The sequence below is a fragment of the Rhizobium sp. AN80A genome, from assembly GCF_030053015.1.
GTDB classification, from domain to species: domain Bacteria; phylum Pseudomonadota; class Alphaproteobacteria; order Rhizobiales; family Rhizobiaceae; genus Rhizobium; species Rhizobium metallidurans.
Genome location: NZ_JASJPX010000002.1, coordinates 135798 through 161898 on the forward strand (window position 1 = coordinate 135798; position 26101 = coordinate 161898).

14 protein-coding genes and 2 pseudogenes are annotated in these 26101 nt (G+C 59.3%); 7 read left to right on the top strand and 9 right to left on the bottom strand.

The window, feature by feature from the left end; genetic code table 11:
- Positions 1–12 precede the first annotated feature (12 nt).
- Positions 13–534 carry a LacI family DNA-binding transcriptional regulator gene (locus P3R82_RS07020; protein WP_162725572.1) on the bottom strand — a complete coding sequence of 174 codons (522 nt, stop codon included), beginning with the start codon at positions 532–534 and terminating at the stop codon, positions 13–15.
- Between the two features lie 41 nt (positions 535–575).
- Here P3R82_RS07020 and P3R82_RS07025 point away from each other — a divergent pair.
- The 4 genes and pseudogenes from P3R82_RS07025 to P3R82_RS07045 all read left to right on the top strand — a co-directional run.
- Positions 576–722, top strand: a pseudogene (locus tag P3R82_RS07025) (SDR family oxidoreductase); the annotation flags it as partial.
- 561 nt (positions 723–1283) lie between these two features.
- Entirely contained in the window at positions 1284–2366 is a 1083-nt protein-coding gene (locus P3R82_RS07030) for an ATP-binding protein (protein ID WP_003501654.1), read from the top strand.
- A 622-nt stretch (positions 2367–2988) separates the two neighbouring features.
- A pseudogene (locus P3R82_RS30230) lies at positions 2989–4712 on the top strand (S8 family peptidase).
- A 230-nt stretch (positions 4713–4942) separates the two neighbouring features.
- Positions 4943–5860: an HNH endonuclease gene (locus P3R82_RS07045; protein ID WP_003501657.1), complete on the top strand. Its 918-nt coding sequence runs from the start codon at positions 4943–4945 to the stop codon at positions 5858–5860.
- Between the two features lie 385 nt (positions 5861–6245).
- On the opposite strand, the gene istB is transcribed toward P3R82_RS07045, so the two are convergent.
- Complete coding sequence (istB, locus tag P3R82_RS07050) at positions 6246–7088, bottom strand: IS21-like element helper ATPase IstB (RefSeq protein ID WP_113178757.1); 843 nt, start codon at positions 7086–7088, stop codon at positions 6246–6248.
- Complete coding sequence (istA, locus tag P3R82_RS07055; protein ID WP_283193586.1) at positions 7085–8569, bottom strand: IS21 family transposase; 1485 nt, start codon at positions 8567–8569, stop codon at positions 7085–7087. The genes istB and istA overlap by 4 nt, the downstream gene beginning before the upstream one ends.
- A 181-nt stretch (positions 8570–8750) precedes the next feature.
- On the opposite strand from istA, the gene P3R82_RS07060 reads away from it, so the two are divergent.
- Entirely contained in the window at positions 8751–9014 is a 264-nt protein-coding gene (locus P3R82_RS07060; RefSeq protein WP_283193587.1) for a DUF559 domain-containing protein, read from the top strand.
- Here the strand turns inward: P3R82_RS07060 and P3R82_RS07065 are convergent.
- The 6 genes from P3R82_RS07065 to P3R82_RS07090 all read right to left on the bottom strand — a co-directional run bounded on the left by P3R82_RS07065 (position 8934) and on the right by P3R82_RS07090 (position 23590).
- On the bottom strand, positions 8934–14807 hold the full coding sequence (locus P3R82_RS07065) for a DEAD/DEAH box helicase (RefSeq protein ID WP_003501661.1): 5874 nt from the start codon (positions 14805–14807) through the stop codon (positions 8934–8936). The two genes, P3R82_RS07060 and P3R82_RS07065, sit on opposite strands and share 81 nt — an antisense overlap.
- 2 nt (positions 14808–14809) lie before the next feature.
- Positions 14810–16729, bottom strand: coding sequence for a hypothetical protein (locus P3R82_RS07070; protein ID WP_003501662.1), 1920 nt, complete (start codon positions 16727–16729; stop codon positions 14810–14812).
- Between the two features lie 125 nt (positions 16730–16854).
- On the bottom strand, positions 16855–19224 hold the full coding sequence (locus tag P3R82_RS07075) for a hypothetical protein (RefSeq protein WP_283193588.1): 2370 nt from the start codon (positions 19222–19224) through the stop codon (positions 16855–16857).
- A gap of 140 nt (positions 19225–19364) precedes the next feature.
- A complete protein-coding gene (locus P3R82_RS07080; RefSeq protein WP_283193589.1) occupies positions 19365–21185 on the bottom strand; it encodes a DNA cytosine methyltransferase in 1821 nt (606 codons plus the stop codon).
- Positions 21186–21320: 135 nt separating this feature from the next.
- The gene (locus P3R82_RS07085; protein WP_035243717.1) at positions 21321–22460 is read right to left on the bottom strand and encodes an RHE_PE00001 family protein; all 1140 of its coding nucleotides are present in this window, start codon (positions 22458–22460) and stop codon (positions 21321–21323) included.
- A 236-nt stretch (positions 22461–22696) separates the two neighbouring features.
- Complete coding sequence (locus P3R82_RS07090) at positions 22697–23590, bottom strand: LysR family transcriptional regulator (RefSeq protein ID WP_283193590.1); 894 nt, start codon at positions 23588–23590, stop codon at positions 22697–22699.
- Positions 23591–23669: 79 nt separating this feature from the next.
- On the opposite strand from P3R82_RS07090, the gene P3R82_RS07095 reads away from it, so the two are divergent.
- A complete protein-coding gene (locus P3R82_RS07095) occupies positions 23670–24011 on the top strand; it encodes a helix-turn-helix transcriptional regulator (protein WP_112982076.1) in 342 nt (113 codons plus the stop codon).
- A 356-nt stretch (positions 24012–24367) separates the two neighbouring features.
- Positions 24368–25285, top strand: a complete 918-nt coding sequence (locus P3R82_RS07100) for a recombinase family protein (protein WP_283193591.1) — start codon at positions 24368–24370, stop codon at positions 25283–25285.
- The last annotated feature ends 816 nt before the right edge of the window (positions 25286–26101 follow it).

The following is a 26101-nucleotide window of genomic DNA, read 5'->3' on the forward strand; positions in this document are numbered from 1 at the left end:
TGATCCCGGCGCTTACGATTCATTCGGAGCCATTCCTTGCGGTATACTTCGGGCAGAACTTACCGCTTGATGAGGGCCAACCGAGTGCCTTAGAACCAAGGATGTTTCAACACTTCTTGTTGGGCTCGCCACGCTTCCAACAGGCCGCTGTCGTGCTGCTTCGACGAGTTCGATCGCGGCTCGACCGATAGCATCGTAGGGCTGCCCTATGGAACTCAACGGAGGCGAGAGGAACCGGGTCATGCTGTCGTCATACCCAATAAGCGAAATGTCATCGGGAACCCGAAGACGACGTTCGTAAAGTGCCTGAAGAACGCCGGCGACAAGAATGTCTGAACCTGCAATGATTGCGCTGACTTCCGGAATGTTATTGTCTAGAATCTGGCTTGCCAGCCGATACCCGGGAAGAGTTTCGACTAGCCCCCCAGGCTCATATTCGCCAAGTAAAACCGGGCAACCATCTACATCAAAGCCAGCTAATGCGGCTGCCTCCCGGAAAGCATCGGCACGTTCCTCTTCTGCTGTAATCGGCACCCCGACGCGATTCTGCGACCTCCTGCCGCCGATAAACGCGAGCTTCAGACTTCCAGCGGAGTCTGACGTCGCTGGGGCGCTACGGCGAGCCAAAGGAGATCGCGAACGCCGTGGTATTTCTGGCAAGCTCCGCCGCGAGCATAATCACTGGGGCGACGCTTACCGCAGACGGCGGCGCGATCGCCTGACGCACTTCCCCATAGGCGTGGCCATTCGCTGAGGACGGCCACGCTTTTCCGCGACATCGGAAACCTTCCCTGCAGTCAAAGGCTGCGCAAGATTTCTACAGTCGCCTTGAGAGGAATCGAACCGTCGACCCTATAAGTTGGCGTCTTCAATAAGGACAACCAGGCAACTGAAACTAAAAGGCTTTTGTTTATCCTGGCGCACCCGATCACCGAACGACGGGAAAGCCACTCTTCCTCTCTTTTCAGTCCTTGGAAGACATACACCCAAACACAGGGTGATCGGGGAGCGCAACCAACGCCGACGCGGAAGCCCTGTGATCATGTGCCTTCCCGCCGTTCTCCGCCTCTTCTCTTTCTCCCTCAATCGGGTGGTGTCGATCGACCCCGACTGCTATCAGCTTACGAACAACTATCGGGGCGGAGCGTTATGCCTGTGGCTCCTTCCGGGTCGTAAGGTCCGCGCGAGCCGAGTCGCGCAGGATACAAGTAAATCTGTTCAGAAAGTTCCCATATAATCGTTCCGGGCTTCCTAAATTCCGCAACACGCTTAGAGTTAAGACCATGGCATCGGCACAACAGATCATAGGGCTCGTGAAGAGCCATGCTGAAGGCGACAAGGATCGTTTCTACGACCTTGCGATGCAGTTGGCCGCCGCCGAATCCCAGAAGGGCCACAGCCGTCTTGCCGAACAGCTTCGCCAATGGGCAGAGGCAGGCGCCAGCGCGCCCGAGCAGAAGCGACCCAACCTGACGCCGCTTGCCGCACCGCGCGGCGAGCTGTCAGGTTTCCTCGGGGCCAGCTATCCGACGGCCCGCATGTCGGATGTGATTGTACCACCGGTCATTGAAGATGAGCTCCGGCATCTAGTCGTTGAAATCCATCATGCCGAAAAGCTCGAAGAGCGCGGCCTGCGGCCACGGCGGCGGGTGCTTCTGGCCGGCCCGCCGGGGACCGGCAAGACCCTGACGGCCGCGGCATTGTCCGCCGAACTTCGCTATCCACTCTTTACCGTTCTTCTGCACGGGCTAATCACGAAGTTCATGGGCGAGACTGCCCAGAAGCTTCGCATGGTTTTCGACGCGATCAAGACGACACGCGGCGTCTACCTCTTTGACGAAATCGATGCGCTGGCCTCAAGCCGCGGCAACGAGAACGATATCGGCGAGGCAAGACGCGTCCTGAACTCGTTCTTGCAGTTCCTCGACGAGGACACTGGTCCGTCGATCATCATCGCGACCACAAATCTTCCCGAACTGCTCGACCGCGCGGTTTTGCGCCGCTTCGATCTGGTCCTGTCTTACGATCTGCCGAACGAGGACGCGATCGAAAAGGCGATGCGCCGCCGGCTGCACGGCTTCGACGTCGGTGCGATCAACTGGAGTCAGATCACCGGCTGCGCCGATGGTCTGTCGACGGCCGACGTGATCGCGGCTGCTGAAGACGCGGCGCGCCGTGCTGTCATTCTCGATTCGGGTGCCGTCGAGACTTCAGCCGTGGTGGCATCGCTGGAGCGGAGGCGTTCGCTGCAAGGCATAGGAACAGACAAGCATGGCTCGAGATCGGCGCCACTTCACACTGAGCGGGATCGGAAAGACGCGCCCGTTCGCAGCAAAAACCGGCGGATCGTCAAAACATCCAAGTGACGTCAACCACCGTGAGGCGCATGCGCAGGCGCTGCTGACTGCCCTCGACCACCTCCCGAACATCACCGAGAACAATCTACCGGGTGTCTACCTCGCGATCGAGGGACGGGCGCATGAGGTGATGGTCACCAAGAGCCTGAACGCCAGCGGGCTGACGCTTCTTAAAGTCGAGAAGCAGCCCGGCGCGACGGCGGCGGCGACGGTATTTGCGACCGAAAAAGGCATCGAGAAGCTTCGCAAGAAGATCGAGGATTTTGGCGGCGATCTACCGGTCAACGAAGACGGAAGCTTCAAACCGCCGAAGAACGCCGATTTGGTGCAAAGCATCAGCGCGATTTCCGAGGCCGGGCTCCGGGCCTTATGGCGCAGTCCCGGTGGCCGGTTTCCGACCCAGCCCGGCAAGCAGGCTTGGGAAGTTTGGCTTGGAAGGCCGGACGCCCCTGGCTTTCTCGCCAGTGCCGCGGACTACGGTGTTGCGGTCGGAACCGACAGGCTGGAATTCCCGGAAGATGTGGTGGTGATCGCGGTTGCGACTGCCGTCGAACTGGCAGCCGCAGTCCGAAATCTTGGCGGTGTCCGGGCGCTTGCGACGCCGACCCGCACCGCGGACGATTTCGATGCCATGCCGATCGAGGAACAGCATGAGTGGGTCGGTGATCTCGTCGGCCGCACGACATTTTCCGTCGATGCCGATCCGAACTACATCACGCTCCTCGATCGCGGCGTAACCCGGGCCCATCCTCTGATCCAGCCCGCACTGGCGGCAGCCGACCGGCATGCCGCGGAGGCGGCATGGGACGTCAACGATTTCGTCGGGCATGGCACGCAGCTGGCCGGCCTGGCGCTGTTCGGCGATCTGAGCACGGCCTTGCAGACCACCTTGCCGATCACCATCGGTCACCGGCTGGAATCAGCAAAGATCATGCCGGATGCCGGTCACAATCCCCATCATCTGCTCGGAACCGTGACCCGCAAGGGCATCAATGCGGCGGAGGCGGCTGCGGTCCGGCGGCGGACCTTCTGCCTGGCGAGCACCACGGAAGACGACACACCACATGACGGCGCGCCGACGTCCTGGTCGAGTGAAATCGATCAGCTCGCGTCCGGCGCGTCAGGACTGCAAAGACGCCAGAGACTTATTCTGGTCTCGGCGGGCAACAGCGACCAGAACGCTTTCACCGGTGGCAATTATCTCGCCGTCTCCGATCACCCCGACAACGAGCTGGAATCGCCAGCGCAAGCATGGAATGCAATCAGTGTTGGCGCCTATACGCAAAAGGTCACGCTGCCGCCGGGGAGCCTGGCGTTTGCGTTGCGCCCTTGGGCGATCTGGCGCCGTCATCGCGGACCGCAAGCTGGCAATCCTACTGGCCGATCAAGCCAGACGTCGTCTACGAGGGTGGCAACTGGTTTATGCACGGCGCGCCGCCGCCGATGAAACATCCGGCCCTTGCGCCGCTCACCACCGATCACCAATATCCGGCGCGGGCGTTCACGACTTGCGGCGAGACCAGTGCGGCGACAGCGCTTGCCTCGCGCGACATCACCGCGCTGTGGTCGGACTATCCGGAGCTCTGGCCGGAAACCGTGCGGGCAATCTTCGTGTCGTCGGCCCGATGGACCAACCGGATGCTCAGCCACGTTCCTCAGCAGCCGTCGAAGACGGATCTCGGAATCCTCTTCAGGCGCTATGGCTATGGCGTTCCGGATATGGAGCGGGCACGGCGCAGCGCATCGAATGCCTTGACGCTGATAGTCGAGGACGCGATCCAGCCCTACAAGAAGAGCGCCACGAAGAATGCCGAGCACATCCATAACGAGCTGAAGCTGTTCGAGCTTCCTTGGCCGGTCCAAGAGCTGCGCCGGCTTGGCGCATCCGAGGTCAAGCTGCGTATCAGCCTCAGCACCTTTATGTTGCCAAACCCGTCAGAACCGGCCCGCGGCAACAAATACCGTTATGCGTCGCACAATCTGCGCTTCAAGTTGAACAGGCCTAATGAAAAGCCGGGCGCCTTTATTAAGAGGATCAGCAAGATTGCGGAGCAAACAGATGAAGGAATGATCGAGGAACCGGATGGCTGGATGTTTGGGCCGAACCGGCGCGATGTCGGATCGCTGCAGATCGATCAGCTGACATGTGCTGCCTCTGACCTTGCACGCCGCAATCTGATTGCAGTCCATCCCGTGACCGGATGGTGGAAAGCGAAGAGCATCTCCAATCCCCATAACCTTAATGCTCGCTTTGCGCTGGTCGTCGAAATCGACGCCGGCACTGTCCCGGCCGAGCTTTATGCCGAGGTACAGGCCGCTATCGACAACATGGCAGCGGCCGTGGTCGCGGTCTAAGTCGCAACCGAGTGACTGCGTATGATGGGGGAGATGAAGAGCGGCGGTAGAAGGACTGATGCGCGATCGGTGAGTGACCCTACTTGGAGAAGCGCGCCGAGCGACGGCGGATATCTGGCGCTGGTAAGCGGCAACGTAGATGAGTTGCCGAGCAAAAGTTGCTTCAATTGTGAAGATGAAAAGGTCATAGTAGCTCTGTGCGATATTGGTGGGTAAATCACGCGCAGACAATGCGCCAGGAGGTTGACGGCGGTTACCTATGGTCGCCGGTTAGAGAAGCCCATGGTGCCCGGAGCCAGTTCTACGACAATATGCGCCGCGCAGCGCCGGGTGATGTGGTGTTATCCTATGCCGCGGGGAAAGTGGGACGAGTTGGTATAGTCTCCGACTATGTTATAAGCGCGCCAAAGCCGGAGGAGTTTGGGAACATCGGGGTATACTGGAGCGACACCGGCTGGCTTCTCCCGGTGCAATGGCTTGAAGCGGTTTTCGCAGTCAGCCCTAAAGAACTCATAAGTGATCTCGCCCCGCTACTTCCAACGAAGCACTCTCCAATCCAACCGCAGAGTGGAAATGGCAATCAGAAAGCATATCTAGCCGAGGTTGATCGCCGCGTAGTTGATCTGGTTTTGGCCGCCGCACGACTGCCTACCGCGAATCTGCTCGCTGCGCCCACCGGCACGGCAGCTGATTTCGCCACCACGCTTGATGATGTCGTTGAACGCAACATCCAGCGCGACATTTCGCTCGATGAGACGGTACGCGAGCAGTTGGTGCGAGCACGAAGGGGACAGGGAGTGTTTAGGAAGCGGGTGCTCGATTTCGAGCCTGTCTGTCGAATCACCGGCCTCGCCACACCAACCCTTCTGATCGCCAGTCACATCAAACCCTGGCGCGCATGCGGCACCGCGGCCGAGAGGCTTGATGGAGCGAATGGTTTGATGTTGGCCCCTCACGCAGACTTTCTGTTTGATCGCGGCCTGCTTGGTTTCGAGAGCGATGGAAGACCAATATTCTCCTCGCAGCTGACAGATGCCGACGCTGACAAGCTAGGAATGCATGTTGTGCAGCGACCACCACCGAGACCGTTACATAACGATAGCCGGAGCTACCTGGACCATCACCGCATGAATGTCTTTATCCCTTAGCAATGTCTCAGGATTTGTAAGCCACTGAAGCGGTACGCCGCCGAATGCAGCGCACTGCGCGCAAGGATAACCCCTTCGAGCGGGCTGTTCGATCGCAGCTCTATGCGCGCAGGTTTCGCTATCGGATCCATCACAAGATCCCGGGCTTGAAGCGGACCTCATGTGACTTCGCATTTCCGGGCTTGAAAATCGCGATCTTCCTCGATGGTTGCTTCTGGCATGGGTGCGAACTTCACCCGCCATCGGTAAAAAAGAATACAGACTTCTGGCTATCGAAGATCGCTTATAGCGCGGCAATCTGGAAGGAACTCGCGCGACAATCTAGATGGGACTGTTGTGTCGCGGACAGTGGGACTTTAGCAGCGTGATTGACGCTGGCAAGCGGTCATTGCTCTTCTAATTGTCGCGGAGCGTCAATCTGTGTAGCCTCGTTGATTGTCGCGTAGATTGGAGGCCGCCCGCGTTGCCGTTTTGCCTCCATAGCTGAGCGGCGACGGTAGCTCTCGACGTTCATCTCGAAGATCGTGGCGTGATGAACGAGGCGATCCACCGCGGCGAGCGTCATGGCGGGATCTGGAAAAACTTTGTTCCATTCGCCAAAGGGCTGATTTGCGGTCAGCAGGATAGATCGCCGCTCATAGCGTGCCGAGATGAGCTCGAAGAGGACGCTGGTCTCAGCCTGATCCTTTGCGACATAGGCAAGATCGTCGAGGATAAGCAGATCGAACTTGTCGAGCTTGTTGATGGCGGATTCCAGTTGCAGTTCGCGTCGCGCGACCTGGAGCTTTTGAACGAGATCCGTCGTCCTGGTGAAGAGCACGCGCCAGCCGTTCTCGACCAGCGCCAAGCCGATGGCTGCCGCAAGATGGCTTTTACCGCCCCCCGGCGGCCCGAACATGAGAACATTAGCCCCCTTCGCCAGCCAGCTATCTCCCGCCGTCATCGCCATGATCTGCGCTTTGGAGATCATCGGCACGGCGTCGAAGGCAAAGCTGTCGAGCGTTTTGCCCGGCGGCAACCTGGCCTCGGACAGATGGCGTTCGATCCTGCGTCTGTCACGTTCGGCAAGCTCATGCTCGGCGATAATCGATAGGAAGCGGGCCGCGGGCCAACCCTCTCTGTCGGCCTGTTGGGCAAAGTCTGCCCAAAGCATCTTGATCGCCGGCAAGCGAAGCTCGTTCAACATAATGCTCAGACGGCCAGCATCGATATCATTGGGATTGGTCATGCGCGTTCTCCCACCTGGTCGGCGCTGACAAGGACCTCGTAGCCGCTTAGCGGTGCCAGATGGACGGAGACGACGGGTAAGGCGGTGGGGTCGGGCGCAAAGTGCTTTCGCAACTCAGCCATATCGGGAAGCTCGCCGGCATCCAACGTTCTGGCCAGTTGCTCGGCCAGTTCGCGTTCGCAGGTTCGCTCATGGGCCAGCGCCAGGATCTCGACCATGGTCTTGCAGGCCTGCTTGTCGGTCAGCCGCTCCAGCAAGACCTCGAAGGTTTGCCGATATTCCAGCCTCGGGAAGAGCTGGTCTCGATAGACGAGCCGCAATAGCGCCATCGGCTTCTGACGGAGGGAGTGAATGACGTGCCGGTAATTGACGACCTGGCTGTGGCGACCATCTGGATGTCCCCGCCCTCGGGAAAGCGTCATGAGATAGGTGCCGCCGACGAACACATCAAGTCGGTCATCGAAGAGGCGCACCCGTAGCCGATGACCGATCAAGCGGGAAGGCACACTGTAGAAGACTTTGCGCAGCGAGAAGCCGCCGGTGCGCATCACCCTGACAACCACCTCCTCGAAGTCTGTCGTCCTGCGCTGCGGCAGGTCCTGAAGATGAGGTCTTTCTGCCTCGATACGCTTGAGATTGTGGGCATTGCGGCGGCTAACGATCTCATCGATGAAGGCACGGTAGGCGGCAAGATCGTCGAAGTCGTTGCTGCCGCGCATGAGCAGCGCATCACGGATCTCTGCCTTGATATGCCCGTGCACGCTCTCGATCGAGCCGTTCTCGTGGGCGATGCCTTTGTTATTGCGCGTTGGCTTCATGTGATAGTGAGCGCAAAGTTCCTCGTATCGAAGCGTCAGATCCTCCTGCTCGTCGGCAGTCAGGTTGCGGAACGCCGCCGACAGGCTGTCGCTGCGATGGTCATGCGGCGCGCCGCCAAGGGACCACAGGGCGTTTTGTAGCCCTTCCGCCAGGGCGACAAAGCTCTCGCCGCCGAGGATGACATGACCATGTTCGAAGCCGGAATAGGCAAGGCGGAAGTGATAAAGGAGATGATCGAGCAACTGGCCGGCGATCGTGACCTCCAGACTATCCATGTTGGTGAAATCCGAAAGGCCCAACCGGCCGGGCTCGTGAACCTGCCGGAAGATGACCTCCTGCTCTGCGCCATGCACAGCGCGCCAGGAGCGAATGCGCCGCTCCATCGTCCGACGAATGCCGTCCCCAAGCTCCGGGTGGCGGCGCAACATCTCCTCGAATATCGCCACCGCCCGTATTCCGGGCGCAGCCTGAAGCAGCGGCACGATCTCGGCGTCAAAGATATGGGCCAGTGGATCCGGACGCCGGCGCTCTCGCGGTTTTGTCTTTTGAGATGGCAGACGCGGATCCTTCTCGATCCGGAAAGCTGTCGTGCGGCCGATCTCGGCTTTTGCAGCAGCAACCGTGACGGAATGATTTTGACGTAACTTCATGAAAAGCCTCATTTGATGATCGTTTACATGGCGACCTGGCACAAAGTGATTCTCCGGTTATGGAAAATCGCCAGATTGACCGCGATCACAGGCGCAAGGCATGCCTGAATTTGCGCCACGGGTGGTGGGCATAACTTCGATCGGGCTACGCCCTCACTCCGTTACGCCCACCACCCGCAAAGTCCCATCCTGATTGTCGCTCGAATTCCACGTTGATCGTCGCGCGGCAATCGCTCGCAACCGGGCAAGGGATGCGCGTGCGACGGCGCATCTGACGGAAATTGGTTGGACGGTGCTCAGATTCTGGGAGCACGAGGACGTGGCGACGATCGTTGAGAGCATCGCCGCCACGGTCGAAGCCAAGAAGGCGTCCGCGTTACCTCACCGCGGCGCGAGCACGCTGCAAGACGTGCAGCGGTCGCCGGGCAAGTTCGAAGCTGTCGATCGCGATGTGTGAGCGATCCAGTCCGATCCGGTCGAAGAGCTTCCTTGCATCCCACAGCGGATGGACCACGACACCCCAACGGCTACCGCTGTCGTCCAGAGAGAACGTGGGGATGTCCGGTCTGTCCTTGGCATGGGCGACCGTGTTGCCGGGGATGAACGTCTTCGTCTGCTCCGCAAGATCGGCCGCAGATGCCTTCCAGTCCGAAACCTCGAAACAACCGAAGTCGCCATCGACCCCAGCTTGATAGGACGGATCTGCAATCGCCCTGAGATAGGCAAGCCCCAGCCGCCAATCGAGCAACCCGTGGAAGTTTCGATTGTTGTACCGCTGGAGGCAGCGGTAGCAAGAGGATCCGCAGCTCTTCCTGTGAGCCTCCACGGCAACGTCCTGCCGTGGCCATTCTTCGGTATCGTCAAGAATGCTCTTGATGAGACCGGAAACAGGAATAGTGCTGTCGCCGAGAAGGTGACGGCAGAACCCGGAGCCGTTCGGCAACGCGTCTGATATCTGGAGATATGGAAGCCGCTCGCCCATAGCTGTCACCATGATGTTCGGCGCCAGGGCGTCGAACTCTTCAGGTGCGATGTCGAGATCCAAAGCAGCGCGCTGCACGAGGATCTCGGTTGCCGAAATCGCCGCTGCGCGGACACTGGTTCTTGTAGGCTCGCGACGTCCCATCGAAAGCCCGACGTCCATGTCGAGCAGTCGCAGGTTCGGGTTCATCCGGATCGGGCTGATCTGGAGCGAGTTGGTGATCTTCGTTGACGCCAGCCACGCCTTGATCACCGTCTCGTCCGCACGGTAACGAACACCTTGGTCTTCGGCCACGACTTCGGCGCTGATGGCTTGATTCGCAAGCTTCACGACGGGTTTCGTGCTCGCCCACCAAGAGATCCGCTTCGCGTCCTGATCGACCGCTTCCTGCAACTGGAAGCCAGTGAAGTCCGTTTCGTCACGCTGACCGGGATTGACGAGGAAGATCTCTGACTGCTCGGCGAAGTTCACCTGCAGGTTAGCCTCAGTCTTCTCCTTGTCGACCTTGCCGATACTGGCAAGCGTCATCCGCTGACCAACCTTCGAAGCCAAATTCTCGTCCGTCGGACGGAACTCGGTGCGATAGCCCGCGGGCGTTATGCACCGGATACCCGGATCTGTCGTCGCTGCGCCGCAGGCTGGGCATTCAGACGTTTCGTTGCAACCTCGGCTCCACGCACCGCAGGTTCCGCAGAAGCGAAGCTGAAAGTCGTCCTTCCACCACTCGCCGAACGGCTTTATCGGGGTGCCGAAGTCCGTGATGTGCTCATTCGGTTTGGGAAGCGTTCCCGTGAAGCCGATGCAACGGTGGCGGAGCTTCTCGCGCGTGCGGACGCTGCCGGGCGCGAAATCGAAGATCGCCATGTCCTGGTCACGGTCGATAGTGTCCCAGTCTGCATCGAAGTCCTCCTTAGCCTTTGCCTTGGCCAAATCGACGTAAAGGTTTCGGGTGCGTGTCGGCATGCCATAGAGAGGAAGCAGGCCGCGCTCCGCCAGCGCGGATGCAATGCCGATAGGTTGCAGGCCCAGTTCGTCGAATAGGCCATCGATGGCTTCGAGCACTTTTTCGGCAGTGACCGCGGACAGGATCCGGTCGACGTCGCACTTCGAAACGTCGGCAAGCACCTGCGCGAGTTTCCTGCGCTGATCGTCTGTCTCGTCCAGAGCTTCCGCAAGCTTTCGGGACCAGTTCCGGTCCGTGCGGAAGTATTCGCTGCAATAGAGGAACTCGCCGTGGATGTCTCCCGGCACCATGTCGTCGCCCGGCCAATCCTGATCGGCTTTCTCTCTCATCAGGCCAAATGCCTTCACCAGCCAGAACTTGCGAAGCAGGCGGGACGGAATATCTGTCAGCCCCGTCGTGATGAAGGGCGGAGGCGGTGCCGATCCAGTAATTTCGATCGGATTATGGAAGTAGTGGATGTCGTGGCTCTTGCTACGGCAGACGGTGAGGACGGTCGAGAACGCCTGTCCTCGCCGACCTGCACGACCCACGCGCTGCTGGTAGTTGAACCGCTGCGGCGGCATGTTGGCCTGGTAGACGGCCTGAAGGGAGCCGATGTCGACACCGACTTCCATCGTGGTCGTGACCGAAAGCAGGTCCACGGTGTCGAAAAGCTTGCGCCACGCAAAGTCGGCGTCGTTCTCTTTCGCGCCCTTAACAAAGACGCCTTTGAACTGCTGGAGCCGTTCCGCCGGATCGCTCGTCTGACCCGTCAGCTCCTCGCACTTCAAGCGGAAGAGCGGCTCGTCAGCCTCGATCGTGCGCTTAACGCGGCGCCCGAGGAAGTTGCCCTTGGCAATGACCTCGGCCGTCAGATCGTCCGGGCGCTTCAGCTCCTCGCCGCAGCGCGTGCACTTCCCGAAGCCCTCGTGCAGGTGAACTCGTCCACAGCGGTCGCATCGCCAAGCCGCCCCGGTCGGCTTCGCGGCCCTGAAGAAGAGAAGACTGATGTCGATCGATCCGGCCAGACGAGTCTGCCGGAGCTTAGTCCTGAGCTTTTCAAGGAAAAGATTGCACTCCGCCTCTGTCTGCAAAGGAAACAGCTTCGACATCAAGCGACGCATGCGGTTGTCACCGCGGCCGAGCATCTCGTGAGCTGTCGACCAGACTGTCTTCACCTCGTCCATGTAGGGATTAGGCGTGATGCGATATGCGTCCGCAAAAATGCGGAGCATCGCATCGTCCTTCGACTTCTCGGGAGTGTACTCCTCTGACCCGTAAAAGCTCGGCCATCCCAGGCCCGTCTCTTCAAGGGCGAAATAGGTCTTGCTGAACAGAAGGTCGGTCGCATCCGGCGGCTGCTCGTCCTGCACCTTCTTTCTCGCCCTCGCGAGCAGATCGACCTTTTCGTTGAGCTCTTCCCGTTTCCAGGTGATGTCTCCGCTGTCGTCGCGATCGAAGAACTCGTACCACGACTTGTTGGAGACGCGGTTCTTGTAGGTGTCAGCTCCCTCGACGGGGGTCGAGCCAAGCTTCATGAGTTCGTTGAGGATCGGTCGAGTGTCGTACCGGACGTTCTGTCGGGCGAACTCGAAGAGGTCGCTCAATGGTACGCTCGGCTCCTTGCCGTCGGCGTTCCGCTTACGGTTGAGCACTCGCTGGCGGGGCATGAGATGGTCGAACTCATGCCCTTCCCCCATAAGGGCGGCAATTTCTGCGTTGAGGTCGGCGAGCTCCACCTTGTCTTCGTCGGTGTAGGTGAGATCCGCGGCGAGACGTGTGGCAGCAGCGATCAGGATCTCGCGCCTCAGGTCGCGCTGATGCTGAACTTCGACGTCGAGCACCAGGGTCGCCGCGTCTTCGCGACTGTCGGAGAAGGCTACGAGCTTTCCGTCGCCGCCCTGCGATTTCAGAGCCGCGACGAGTTCAGTCGCCAGCAGCTGCGAGGTCTTGCCGAAACCAGTCCTGAAGCTTCGGATAGGAGAGAGGCGGCCTTCCCTTCGCTTCGAGTTAGCCTGCCGATATCGGCCGGAGTAATCGGTGCCACACTTCGCGCAGCAATAGGGAACGGCAGTGCCGTCGTCCTCGATCGTGCGCTTGTGGAACTTGTCGTCACCACGCCACCGCAGAAGGTATCCTTTAACGCTCTCTTCGCTCTCCTCCTCTCCTACGACTCCTGTACGCGGATTCAGGTAACCGACGATCCATTCGTACGGCGTGTTGTCGACACGGATTTCACGCTCGGGAGTGCGCCCCTGCGGCCAGAACAATGCGAACTCGCGGAAGCTCGCATCCTCGAAGCGGAGTGACGAGGCGCTTTCCGGAAGCTTTTCGAGTTCCTGTGGCGCTGGCAAGAGCGATACCCGGCGCGACGAGCCGGGATCGTTCTCCCCGCGCTTGCCTCCGAGATAGAGGTCACCGCATGCTTCACAGTACAGCATCTCGAACATGCGTCTACGGCCTTCGGAAGCAGCCTTCTCGTCATAGTCCTGACCGCGCTCGATACTCGGGCAACCCCAGGCCACGGAGCCGCTGTCGTCACGGCCGACCGAAGCGAACAAGCCTTCGATATTGCGGACAAAGCTGTGCATTCTGAAGCCCGGCAGGCTTGCGATGTCGCCACGGGATGGCCGGAGATCGTCGGCTAGGACGTCGTCCGGGAGATCTGGGATCGCTCGCAATGCAAGCAGTCCGCGAACTGCTTCCCTATCTGCTTCGTCAAAGAGTACCTCGCCGATCTGTGCGATTGATCGCGGTGTCTTTGCTCCCGGCTTGTCTCTGTCCTGCATGGCGAAGTCGAGCATGGCGGCCGCTGCGGCTGTCGCGTGCAGCATTACCGACCGCAAATCCTGGCCTGCCGCTCCTGGCAGGCTCAGCGCAGCTTCGAAGAATCGCTGACGCAGTTTCTCCGGCTGCTTTCTATAGTCTAGGTCGTCCAAAGCCTTAGCCAGAGCGACAAGGCTGTCACGTGACGGCGTGCGCTCGGGCCGCTCGACGACGATCGGCTTGCCCGTCACGACACTGGCCTTCCACGCAGCATCGACGTCGGAGGCACCTGCGGTTCCCGCGGCACCGAACATGTTGCGGAGATACTCGATACTTGCCGACGCGTTTTTCTCGTCCATCGGAAGCGATGCCGACGACGAGAGAATCCGGAGCTTGTGAGCATGAGCGGGATCTGCGAGCCCGATACGCTCGAGGAACACCTTGAGAAGCCCCGCCATTTCGGCGCCGGAGGAGCCGCGGACGAGATGGAGTTCGTCGAGGACGAGGTAGAACCTGGCGTCCTCGTTCCCGATCAGCCATTCGCGAGTTTCCTTCAGGATGCAGTCCTCGACCTCGCGAACCAACATCGCGTTCAGTATCGACTGGTTGGTGACCAGAATATCCGGAGGCGTCTTCTGCATGTCCCAACGGGAGATCAGCTCGCTGCCGTCGGTCGTCGGGAAGATATAGTGTAGATCTGGATCGGCATCTGCATCGAGCCGGGAATGGATCGACTGGTATCGCTGCAGCTCCACCTTGAGATCGCGCCGCGCGCGGCTGTTGCGCTTCTTCCAGGTCTTGTCCTTGCTTCTGCGCGGATGATCGAGAAACCCGGTCACAGGAGACTTTCCCGTGTAGCGGCCAAAGAAGAGGCGGTTGCCCCTGAAGTGCTTCTGCATCACTGCCTGTGCCGCCGGGGAATCGAGCGCCTTGCGCAATCGCACCATCTGGTCTTCAACGAGGGCGTTGAGAGGATAGAGGATCATCGCCCGGACCGCTTTGGGACGGTCAGGATGCTCGTTGCGGCGATGGATCTGGAAGCTCTTGCCGTCTTCCAGCCAGTCGTCGTCTACAGGCCGCAATGGTGCAGGCCAACTCGTAGCCTCCTTGGCCAGTTGGGCAAGGATAGGAAGCATGAACGATTCCGTCTTGCCCGAACCGGTACCCGAGGTGACGATCCCAGGCGTCCCGTCCTGTACGCCCTTCGACAGCATCTGCACCTGATGAAGATACGGTTGGTAGGCGCCCTTGATTTCGGCGCTCTTCGTGTCGCGGTCGAACAGGCCTGACACGGCAAGTTCCACGAATGCCTGGCGCTCCGCCTTCAAGAAGCCCGGCAACTTGCCGTCCTTGTCCTCAATAAGGGCCTCCAAGCCGTAGCCTGCAGTCTCGTAGCGAGGAACGGCCTCGAATATGGGATCGAGAGCAAGCTCGCCGGGCGTCGATAGCAGCTCCCTGCGCATCGCAGATACATTCTGGTTATCGATGCGATATGCCGTATCGAGATACGACAGGAACTGTTCGATCATTCTGTTGAAGCCACCAATCGGATCGAACATGTTCAGCCCTCGATATTCTTGAAGCGATTTTTGAATTCGTATTGTCCGCCGCCGGAGACGCTCGCCAGCCACTGGGCCTGCCGGACGAGTGGCTGGGCGACCTCAGCCATCGCCATGCCCTGTGGCGTTCTCGACAGCGTCTTGGCCGCACGTTGGAGCGACCCGTTCTCGAATGCTTCCGACTGCGTGAGCACGTCGATCGCATCGGCGAGGTTCGACCGGTTGGCGTCGAACTCCGCGGGCCACGATCCGGCAAACAACCTGCGAACGGGCTTGGCGCTGTTCGGCACCTCGACAGGCATCAGGAAGCGAAGGACAGAGTCTGGTATCGAAACTCGCGACCCATCGATGCCCGCACTGGCCACTATTGCGAGGTTCCGCGGAAGACGCCCGATGCGCCTGGATTCCACGAACTGGGGAAGCCAGTACTCGCAGGGGCCATTGGTGATGCCGCATATCGCTATCGGGACAAGGATGTCCGGATTGGCCTTGGCCTTCGCCACCGCTGCGGCGAGGCCCGAAGTCTCGTCGTGCATGAGATCCTGCCACGAAATACGCGATGGATCGCAGAAGGCGACCGCACTGTCCTCACCACCGATGGCAGCCACGATATCGGCTGCCACGCCGGAAGCCCGTTCGCCGACAAGCAATGGGACCTCGTCTGTCGATTTGAGTAGGATCGCCATCAAATGGGCTTGCGAGATCCCGGTTGCAGATGCCAAGCCCGCGAGAATACTCTTTCGCGCGCCCTCGTCAGCCTTCGGCCCGACGGCCGTGCCATTGACGTCCGGCCGTTGCGGTTCCGGAATTTCCTCAGCCGCCGACACGACGACGGTTGTGGGATGGCTGGGCATTTGCAGTACCAGGTCTCGAAGCTCGTCGAGTTCACGACGAAGATGGTCGGTCTGTTCTATTGCGCCGCCCTGCAGCTGTTTTGCAGCTTCCTCAATGCGCGCTTTCATGACCTCGTCGTGCTTTTCGGCCTCGTTCCGAAGAAGCAGTTCGCGCTGCCCGGCGACGGCAAGGCGAGCATCTGCTTCGGCGATTTCCGCTCGAATCTCCCCGAGACGAGCCTTCTCCGCTTCGATCTCGGACTCGACTTTCGACCGGAGCCTTTCCTTGAGACGTTCCTGCTCCTGAAGCTCGAACTCCTGAACCCGCTTCTGAAAGGCAGGATCCTTCGCGAGGATCTGTGGCATGATGTCGAGTATCGATTGGCGACCTGCAAGAAGTCGAGCCGCGGCGGCGATATCCGCTTTCTCGTCGTCATTGACTGTCGTCGCCACGTGGTGCCGAAGCAAGTCGACAGCATTAGCGTCGCCCGGCGCGCTTTCTACTGCGAGCGTTGAACGACCGAGCCAGCGCTCGGCAGACTCCAGCACCTCATGTTCGGGGCGGACATCCTTTTCTGTCGCGAGGCTCCATCGAGGCTCGGACAGGAAGATCAGCAGGCCCGACGGCAATTTCATCGAATCAGGCTTGTTCTCGATGGTTTTGACAGGAAGTGCTCGCGGATCCGCATCGGGCGAAAGCCCGTACGAACCGGAAGGAAGGCGAATGAAATGGCTAGTGAGCCAGTCGCCTTTGGACACCTCGATGGCAATGATCTCTCTCGATGGGATTTCGAACCTGCCCTCCCGCAGTCGGCGAACGACCTCTTCGAAGTCGATGTCTCGCGCGCTATAGGCTGCAAGGATGCGCGTCACGGTGACGAAAGTGGTGGTCTTGAAATGTCCGGGGAGGTTGAATGCTTCGACGGTCGCCGGAAGCTCGAATTCAGAGCTGGCACGGATCGTCGACGACAGCGTCGAGACCATCGGCACGCTGAAATCTGGCAGCTCCTCAAGGTCCTCCAATACGTGTTTTGGCTCGTCCTTCTCTCCAGTGACCAGCCAGAGAGAGCCGACGCCATCGAGTACCATCCGCGGCTCTTTGGTTTCCCGTAGCCTCCCAGTCTGGGAGCTGCCCCCTCTTATCTCCACGACCAGGGCGGAGGAGTGATTCAATACCTTGACGACCTGGAATACTGTCTTGCTGGAACCCGACATTACTTCTTCCCGCGCATGCGTGCCGCCGAGCGAACCAGCCGCGAGCGGTTGTCATAGATTTTTCGATCTCGATTGGATGCCGACAGGACGAACCCATCCCGCCAGCTCTTGGTCAGTCCCGTGTCCATCGAAACTGGAACCAGTTTCGATATCGCGGCTACCGCTGCTTCTCCCACGGGATACTCATAACGCCAGAAACCTGAAGCGTTCGACAGGCCGGGATTACACAGTGAGAGGTCAGAAGCCCATCTTGCCCAGCTGGACGGGAGCTTTACCCTCGCCGCGCGAGCAAAGACGATGCCGTCCTTGAACTCGAACACCTCCCCGCCGAGCCGTAGATGATGAGACAACAACGCCACGGATGGAGAAACGTAATTCTGATCAGGCTTTCCGGGGATTACCGAACGATAGTAGAAGTGCATTCGGCCTTCAGGCCGTTCGATGCGGTACAGACCGTTGGTCATCTCCTTGTCGAAGGCTGTCGCAAAGAACCCGCGGTCGAGTGACAGTTTGCCGACGACGCGGAAGCCGTGGGGATCGCCATGGTCTGCGCGATCAGCCACCGCCGGGGCGCTTTTCGGCGCCAAGCCTAGTTCTGCTCTTCGCAGAAACTCCTGGACACCGCCGCTGCTCTGCGCGCGGAAGACATACCGAGGAAGCGACCATGAGGAGGCGCCATTTCTTGTCTCGATCGCTCCGCCGGCGGCTCTTGCCGCAACTGTCAGCCTATCGACGACCGCCAGGGGCGTTGGGCCGCAGATAACGACTGTGGTCTCGTCGACAGGATACGCTGACAGTTGCAATTGAAGGAGACGCCGCGCCGGGAAATGTCTGAGGAAGGTTGGCTCGAGCCACCCGGCATCCGCAAACAATCGCACGATATCCCACTCGGACGGGCGATCTTCGAGAAGACTAATCCCACGCCTGACGATGTCAACGGCTTCAGACAGCGGCAGGCCGCGAGCTGTTCGTTCGTAGAGGGCTTCTCCGATCGTCAGGAGTTCGTCGCCAGGCGCCATGCGAACGCCCGACCAGACTTCCGTGTCGAGAGCGACCGATGGAGCTGTGCCATAGTGGAAGTCGTCTTCAGGAATATCCTTCGCTAACTCCACTGGCATCCGTCGCACCGGACTGACCTCGTTCGCGCGAGCAACCAGGAGCACTTCGTGCGACGCCCCAAGACTACGAGCGACCGCGGCACCAGTGTAGACACCTGGCGGTAGGGCCATGTCGTCTGCGACCCTGATCAATCCAACTGATTTTCCACCCACCTCTACCTTGATCGCTTCAGGCACAGGCCCGGAGACGGTCGGCGTAAGTGGTGATCTTCCGAGGTAGGCTCCAGCACCGACTCGAATGCCGTCGTGCCACCCGAACTCCCTCTGACCGGAGGCACTGATCTCGGTCTCACCCAGCTTCCCGCGAAGGGTCGCCACGACCCACTTTGAATTGATTGACGCCGAAGAGCGGATGTTCGACCTGTCGCATTGTGCAAACTTAGTCGCGTGCATCAGAAGAACATTGGAAGTCGCCTTCGCCTGCGCCCGGTATCGTCCATAGCCCAGACTCTCCAGGCAGACCAAACCTTTTGAAATCAACTTCGCGATTGGTTTGGGGACCAGCCTCAGTGCCTCTTCCGGCGCCGAGATCAGAACGCGATCCCCGACCGGCGGTACGCGGTAGAGTTCGTAAACACCAAAATCGCTTTCGATGACCTCGATGTACTCGGCGGCGGCTTGCGTGGCGACAATCGCGTACCATGCCTTCCAGAAGGGCGTTTTCTCAAACTCTCTGAACCCACGCTTTCGAGCCTGATCGAATTCCTCGAAGTTATAGACGAACGACTGCATGGTCTCACCAAGCGAGCCTCGCGAAGTTCGAACAGTGTTCGCAACGACCAGTGGGTCGAGCAAGTGCTGTTCGGAAACCTGCCTCTTAAGCTTCCGCAAAGCCTCCCGGTCCCGCCAGGTCGGGAATGCCAACTGCAGAGTTCGACCGATTTGCGTGTATACGCGGTGGATGTCCGGCAGGACGAGAATAACTCCATGTTCCTTTTTCAAGAAGTCCCGGAAATGCTCCCACAGCCCGTTGAGCCCGCTCATACTCCAAGGGCGAAAGCCGATGTGACCCTCGAATATTTCGTGAAATTGGCGAGTGCCGCCCCAGCGTGTCTCCGTAGTCTGCATCCAGCACAGAAACATCAGCAGCCGGATGTAGGACGGGACACTGGCGCGGGTCGGCTGAAGCTCACCCGAAAGATAATCTCGAAGATTGGATCCAGCTGGCAAAAGCTTTATGAATCGGCGGCGCGCCTCTTCGATGTCGTTGACTCCGAGGATCTCCAGGAGATCTTCATCCGACAGGTACACGCTCCCGATCGGCCCAGCGTTACCGGGCGCGAGAAAGTACCTCTCGATACATTCCTCCTCGAAGCTAGCCAAGATCCCCCTACCCCGTCTCGTCCCCACTTACCTAAAGTCGAACAGCTTCTGTATCGGCGCAACCGAAATCATTGCTCCGCGTGAAGGTCTTGTCCAATCCGAATGGCGTCGGCCTCCATGTGCCTCCAGTGGAGAACAAGGTGTGGCCCCCGGACAGCGTCAGTGTCCGCCAGGTCAGGATCCTCGAATGCGAGCCGCGCAAACTGTGAGAGGGCGTCGGATTTGCCGAACCTGATGACCTCCTCGTCGTCAGCGATTTCCATGGCGGGTAGGTCGGCGGCCTGCTTCTCCCGCAGCTGTTCGTGCAGCAGCTTGGTCCGGGCGCGCAGGTATCGAACCGGGGCATCGACTTCCAGCGATCCGGGACGAGTGCCGACGACTGCAAGTATCTGAACAATTGCCCGATCGATAGCGTCGACGTCGTCCTGCTTGACGAGTGGAAATGCGACTGACCCTGCCGCCACGTGCTGCTGGCGCTGGGCATCGTAGACCTTGACGATGTCCTGGTCGACGAACCGGTCCCGGTTGGCTCGCCATTCGTCACGGCGCCGATAGCGAAGCGGCATGTCCTCCTTGAGGCGGTAGCCGTTCGCGGCCACGGCATCTGCGGCAATCGGCTCGCCCCAGCCCGCTGGCCAGTAGGTACCGCCGCCGTATCCGTCCCGCGAGCGCTCGGAATCGTTTCTCTTCGCCGTGAAGCGCTTCACCATGCTCGGCAGCTTCTTGCCTCCTTCGAGGGCCGCGGCAGTGATGCGTGCGGGCACCCCCTTTTCACCGGACATCAGGTGCTGGACCAGTTGCATCATGAAGAATGGAGGAACTGCGTTGCCTACTTGACGGTATTGCGCCTCCTTGGGGCCAAGGAATTCGAAGGAGTCTCTGAAGCCCTGCAGGCGGGCACCCTCGCGCACCGTCAGCGCGCGGTCGTGTATGGGATGCGTGAAGCAGCCGGACGTGACGTTGTTGAAGCCAGCCGAGATCGTGTAGGAAGGCGAAGCCTCATGAAGGCGGCCATACAGGGTCGCGTAGTCGGTCAGGCGGACGCGGCGGAACCGATCTGGGAGAAGCTCCGGTGGAATGTCCTTCCAGCAGCCGCCCTGCGGCACGGTGGCGACCCGCTTCCTGTTCACCTCCGACAAGTGGTTGCCGTGATGGTTCGGCGCGAAACCGTTGCCGTCGCGAACATAAGACTGGAACCGCGTCGGGCGCCCGCGGTACGCCAGCTTGACGACAGCCTTGTCGTCGGCCTGACCGACTGCGAGATCGGCGATGGCCTCGCTGACGGAAACGTATTCCCTGAGTTCGCCCTTTTTCACCGGAGCATGCGTGTGCCGTGGGAAAGTCGGCGGCACCTCGTTGACAGTCGCGATCAAGATGAAGCGGTTTCGGAGCTGCGGAAGCCCGTAGTCCGCCATGTTCACGACGTCGGCGAACACATAATAGCCGCGCTCCTTGAAGATCTTGAACAGTTCTTTGACGATCACAAGGTTCTGGCCGTAAACCACACCGGGCACGTTCTCCATCACGACATGGCGCGGCTTCCTTCCGGCGGCGGTGAAGCCGTCGAGCAGCCGGATGAAGTGGACGAAGAGGGCGTTCCGCGGATCATCGAGATGGAAGACACCCATCGTGCTCACTGCCTGGCAGGTCGGCCCCGCGAAGAACCAGTCGATCTTCTCGATCCCAGCCCGCTCCACGACCTCGGCCGCCGACACGAGAGAAACGTCGCAGCAGTCAACCACAGCTTCAGGGTGAGCATTTGCGAATGTCTTGGTGGCGTTGACGTCGATGTCGAGTGCCCACTTGACCTGCAGATCGGGAACGGCCGCCGCGGCTCCCGCTGACATCCCACCGCAGCCGGAATAGAGATCGATTGCGACTTGACCCATAGTTTTCCCCATGCATTTCAGCATACTTAGCAGCATGCAACGCACGCATCGATAGAAAAGATAACTTGCCCAAAACTATTTCTTGAAATCGTTCGAAGACACTCGCAGATGTTTTATGCGAGCCTGCCCTCTGCACTATACGATCCCCCATGCCCGAAACCTCCCCCTCCCCGTCATCTCTCTCAAGCCCAGCTCCAAAACGATCCGCCGCGCCGCCTGCGGCGTCACTTCGAGCGTCTTAGCCACCATCCCGGCCGACACTAGCGGTTTTGCCATCACCAGCTCGACCAGTTCCGGCAGTTTTGACGACGCGCGGCGCCCCTCCAGTTTTCGCTCGAACATCGTTTTCGCAAGCGTCAGCCGGTCATGCTCTTTCATGCCGATTTCGGCGGCCGCCCAAAAACCGTGGGCAATGGCGAGCAGCCGGGTTTCGCGATCGCGGTGACGGCGCCGATCGACGGGAATGGACTTGAGCCCAAGATTGAGCGCCGCAAGATGGGCGCCGGTGGTGACGCCGGCCTGGCGCAGGATCGACGCGGCCAGCAGCCGGCCAAGCCAAGGGGCGTGCTGAAGGACGGACAATTCGTTCCAGGCATCAAGGGCAACGATGGCCTGCAGCATCGCTGGCAAGTTTTCCGCCTGGCGCACCACGCTCCGCCATTCGTCGAGCCTTGAATCCTCGTCCCAGTCGAGATCATAGATCATCGGATCTTTTTCGGCCCCGCCGCCGCGGCCGGGACGGGTTGCGTTTGCGATCGCCGCTTCCGATCGGGCGAGCACGGCATCGATGGCGGCGTAGTCGATGCCGGGGAGATGTTCGATGTCGTCGGCGTCTTCCCCCTCCCCTTCCGGATCGCTAGCGACCGCGCGCCGGACAGTGCCGGTCGTCTGCGCATCGTCCGCATCGGCGAATGTGATCTCCGCGGTTTTTCGCAGCGAGCGGATGCCGTCGGCAGAGAGCGCCCAATCCGGCGATTGGCCGGCGACCCGCCGACGGGTTCGCAAAACATCGCGGGCGATTGTCAGCTCATGGGTGGGTGTGCGAATATCGCGGGTGGCGTCGTGAAGCACGAGGTCCTCGAGATGGACGAGTTCGCCGTCGATCCATAGCGAGGCGCAGGCGTCGGCAAAATGGGTGCGTTCGATCCATCCCTGGCCGACCGGCGAACGGGCGATGCGCTCGTCGAGACGCGTGAGTGCGACGCCGGCGTCGAAAGCCGGCCGCATCAGGGCACTCATGCTGATTTTCGCAGTTTCGTAAGTCATTGATATTATGTTAAACTATTTCCTAAAGGAACTCTATCTAAACGTTTGGGTTTCTCACATGGTATGATTGTGGGCTGACGCTCTAACCATCGATAATGATCGGTTATCGATGGAGTCCGTTCCACCGCTGAATCAGTCAAGGCCGCGCAGCAATGCCGCTACAACGCATTACGATTCTCGACTTCCAGAATCGCTCTTCATGCACCTATGGTCAACCCTTTGGGTATTTTCACGACCCCTCACCCCTAACACTCCCCGCGCCGCACCATCGACTTGGCGATCTCGAGTATGTCGTCCCTGCAAGCCGTCGGATCTTCCTTGCTCCAGGCAATGCCAAGCCCGATCTTGAAATCGATCCCCCTCACCTTCTTCAGAACGAAGGTGCGGTTCGGAATGTCAGTCGTCCATTCCGGCGCAAAGCCGATGCCAAGGCCGGCGGATACGAGTGAAACCAGCGAATAGGTGTCGTCACAGCTATAGGCGACGTTCTTCGTCAGATCATATTCCTCGAACTTCTCATTGAAATACCGTTCGGTGTAGGAGAGGTTCTGCCGGTTGAAGGCGATGATCTTCTGATCGCGTAGGTCTTCGATCGAAATCTCGTTGAGGGAAGCGAGAGGATTGCTCTCGGCAACCGCCAGAAGATAACGTTCATGGGCAACCGAGAAGAAGCGCAGCGATCCGATATTCTCGACCGGCCGGATGAAGCCGAGGTTGAGCTGCCCGGTCTCCAGCCCGCGGATGATGTCTCCAGTGTTGCCTGAAGCGATATGGATGCGGACGTCGGGAAACTTGCGGGCGATCTTGCCAAGAAACAGGGGCAACATGCCCATGGTGGCTGGATAGACGGTACCGATCTTGATCTGACGGAGGCGACTGCCGCCGGCGGCACGCGTCAGCTCTGTGGTCAGCTCCATCTCGCTGAGGATGCGAACGGCACGATCGTAGAAGGTCTCCCCTGCCCTCGTCAGCTCGACCCGACGAGTGGTGCGAATGAACAACGGACAGCCAAGCTCCCTCTCCAGCGCCATGACATGGTTGCTCAGCGCTGGCTGGGCGATGTTCATCTTGATTGCGGCCCGACCGAAGTGGAGTTCCTCGGCGACGGCTCGGAAAAGAGATAGTTGGCGTAGTTCCATTCAAACACCACATATCGTGCTTACAATAAAGCACGAATTGTACATGGACCCGTGCCGCCTGTCATGAACAAATTGTGGTATGGCTGACTTTGCAACGAATCTTCGTAAACGAGCTGAACAACTTGGCTTCTCAAACGCTGAAGTCGCTAGGCGTGCTGGGCTCAGCGAACGGCGATACGGCAATTATGTGAGCGGTGCGCGGGAACCCGACCTGAACACGCTTGTGCGCATTGCGCAAACGCTAGGTACTTCAATTGATAGTCTGCTTGGTCTAGACGACGTTAGCCTTAACAAGACATCAGAAGAGGTTTTCCAAGAGCGCATACAAGCGGCACTTCGAGCACTCAGGGAAGAGCAGCTCGCGTCGCTGGTGGTGATGATTGAAGCTTTGGCCACAGACCGGACACGTCAATCATCCTAGGTTTTCGTCTAACGCAGCGATCGTCGATCGAAGTCGGTGGATACCTCTGTCCCGCCGAATTCGGTCGATTTCCCGTGCCCAGATGTTTCCGCACCAATGATTGGTGCTCCCAGCGCGGTTTGCGTTTAGGTCCAAGTCATCTGCGCGAAGCTGGCTTTCAGCGATCAATTTTTTCCGCCATAAAGCGTCGCCAGAAGGCAGCGCCGGCCAAGACGGTGAAACCATCCGACCACGCATAAGAATCGCGCTGTGTGAACCGCAGTTGCGACGATAATACACGCTTGCAAAGGTGGTGTTTCTAGTACAATTTGAATCTGTACAATCTACAGCGAGCTCGAAGATCGGGACCATCATCGATGGCGCAAGAAACAGCAGACAATTACAAGACCCCTACCCGTCTCGTAGGTTACGCACGTCTCTCGTCCGCCGGTGATCAAGCTAAAGACCGACAGGCCGATGACCTCCGGGCGGCAGGTTGTGACCGCATCTATCAGGAGCACGGATCCGGCGCGTCCCAAGCGAGACCGGTTTTGGTCCGCCTACTTGCAGATCTGAACGCTGGAGATGTTTTGATGGTCACTCGCTTGGATCGAGTCGCGCGCTTTGCTAATGACCTCCTGGCGCTACTTGAAAAACTCAGAGATCGAAATATCGGCTTCCGCTCTCTCGGTGACCCCGTTGACACGACTGGGCCGTTGGGAGCCTTCTCCATCGAGTTTCTTCGCGCGATCGTAGACCTTGAAAAGGCGCAAAACGCCGAACGCGCGAGAGAAAGTATCAACGCAGCAAAAGCTCAAGGACGACTTCCTGGCAACCCCGGTCTTAGGGAAAGACGCCCGGAAGCGATTGAAGCTGCGTCCAAGGCACGCGAGAAGCTTTACATCGATGGTCTCAACGCCTCGTCGGAAACCTGGCTTCCAGTCGTTAGGCAACTGCGCCCAAAGCACAGCTGGGATAACGTCGTCGACGTTCTTAACCGACGCGGCCAAGATTGGACAGTCGAGCGTCTTCGTCGAGCGGTACATCGTCTAGTTCGCGAACAGCTAGCAGAGAAGGAACTCCTTGACCGCTCCCCTCGCCGCGCGCCCGAAGACCATCTTATGAAGAAGGTAGCGGCGATCACAATCGCTGATCCGAGTTTGTCGCTTCGCGGCATTGCGAGTGAGCTTGAAAAAATGGGAGAGCGACCTGCACGCGGCGGGAAGAAATTCCAGCCCTCATCTGTCCGTGATCTGCTCGACAAAGCCCACCGATTTGGTCTCATCCGCCGTTAGGATCCAGGCGCCCAGTGCCTGTCTCTATCTCACTCCGATAGACAGCACGATTAAACGAGAGTCTCCACTCTTGATTCTCGCTTGTGTTTTCAAGCACTGCATAGCCCTTCAGATGACAAATAACTCACCGCCTTTCAGACAGTCGGCCTGAGCAGTCGACCTCATCAGTCGTCACGCTCGCTCGGCTGACACCTCTTGAAAGTTCGTCACGCAAGAGCCGATAACTTTTTCCGGGATGGTCGTCACCAGTGGCTGGCGAACCCACCGAGGAACGTCGCCCTATCCAGGCAGGGAACTCCTCCGCGCTGTCCCGAAAATAAGCGACGTTGCTAATGACAACTCAGTACCCCCAATCGAGACGAGACGTTAGATCGAGAAGAGGGCAGCATTTTGCGGCAGCCCCGATGTCGCCAAGGCCTACGGGACGGCGATAACCTGTCGACGGGCACGAGCCTTTCTTCGAATGATCTCTCGTCGCGGCACATACGGGTGCGATACCAATCGCCGGACGCAGCAAAAGCCAGCCGTGAACGCCACTGGCAAACGCTATCGCCCAAGGCCCCAGAGCGCGGTTTAGGGCACACGGCTCCTGATCAAAAGCTGAATAGCACCGAGGCATCATGGCCCCGGCATTGGGGCCAGCACCACGCTATCAAACCATCCGGTTCCATATTAGCTGCATCTCAGAATGAAACGTTGCAGATTTCGTGGTGGAGAAACGTTGGATCTCATTACTATGCTGAGGACCCAATCGCCTCTTTTGCGATGACGCTTTCGCAACGGAATTCGAGCGCTTCCCTAGCCAAATCGCTCCCT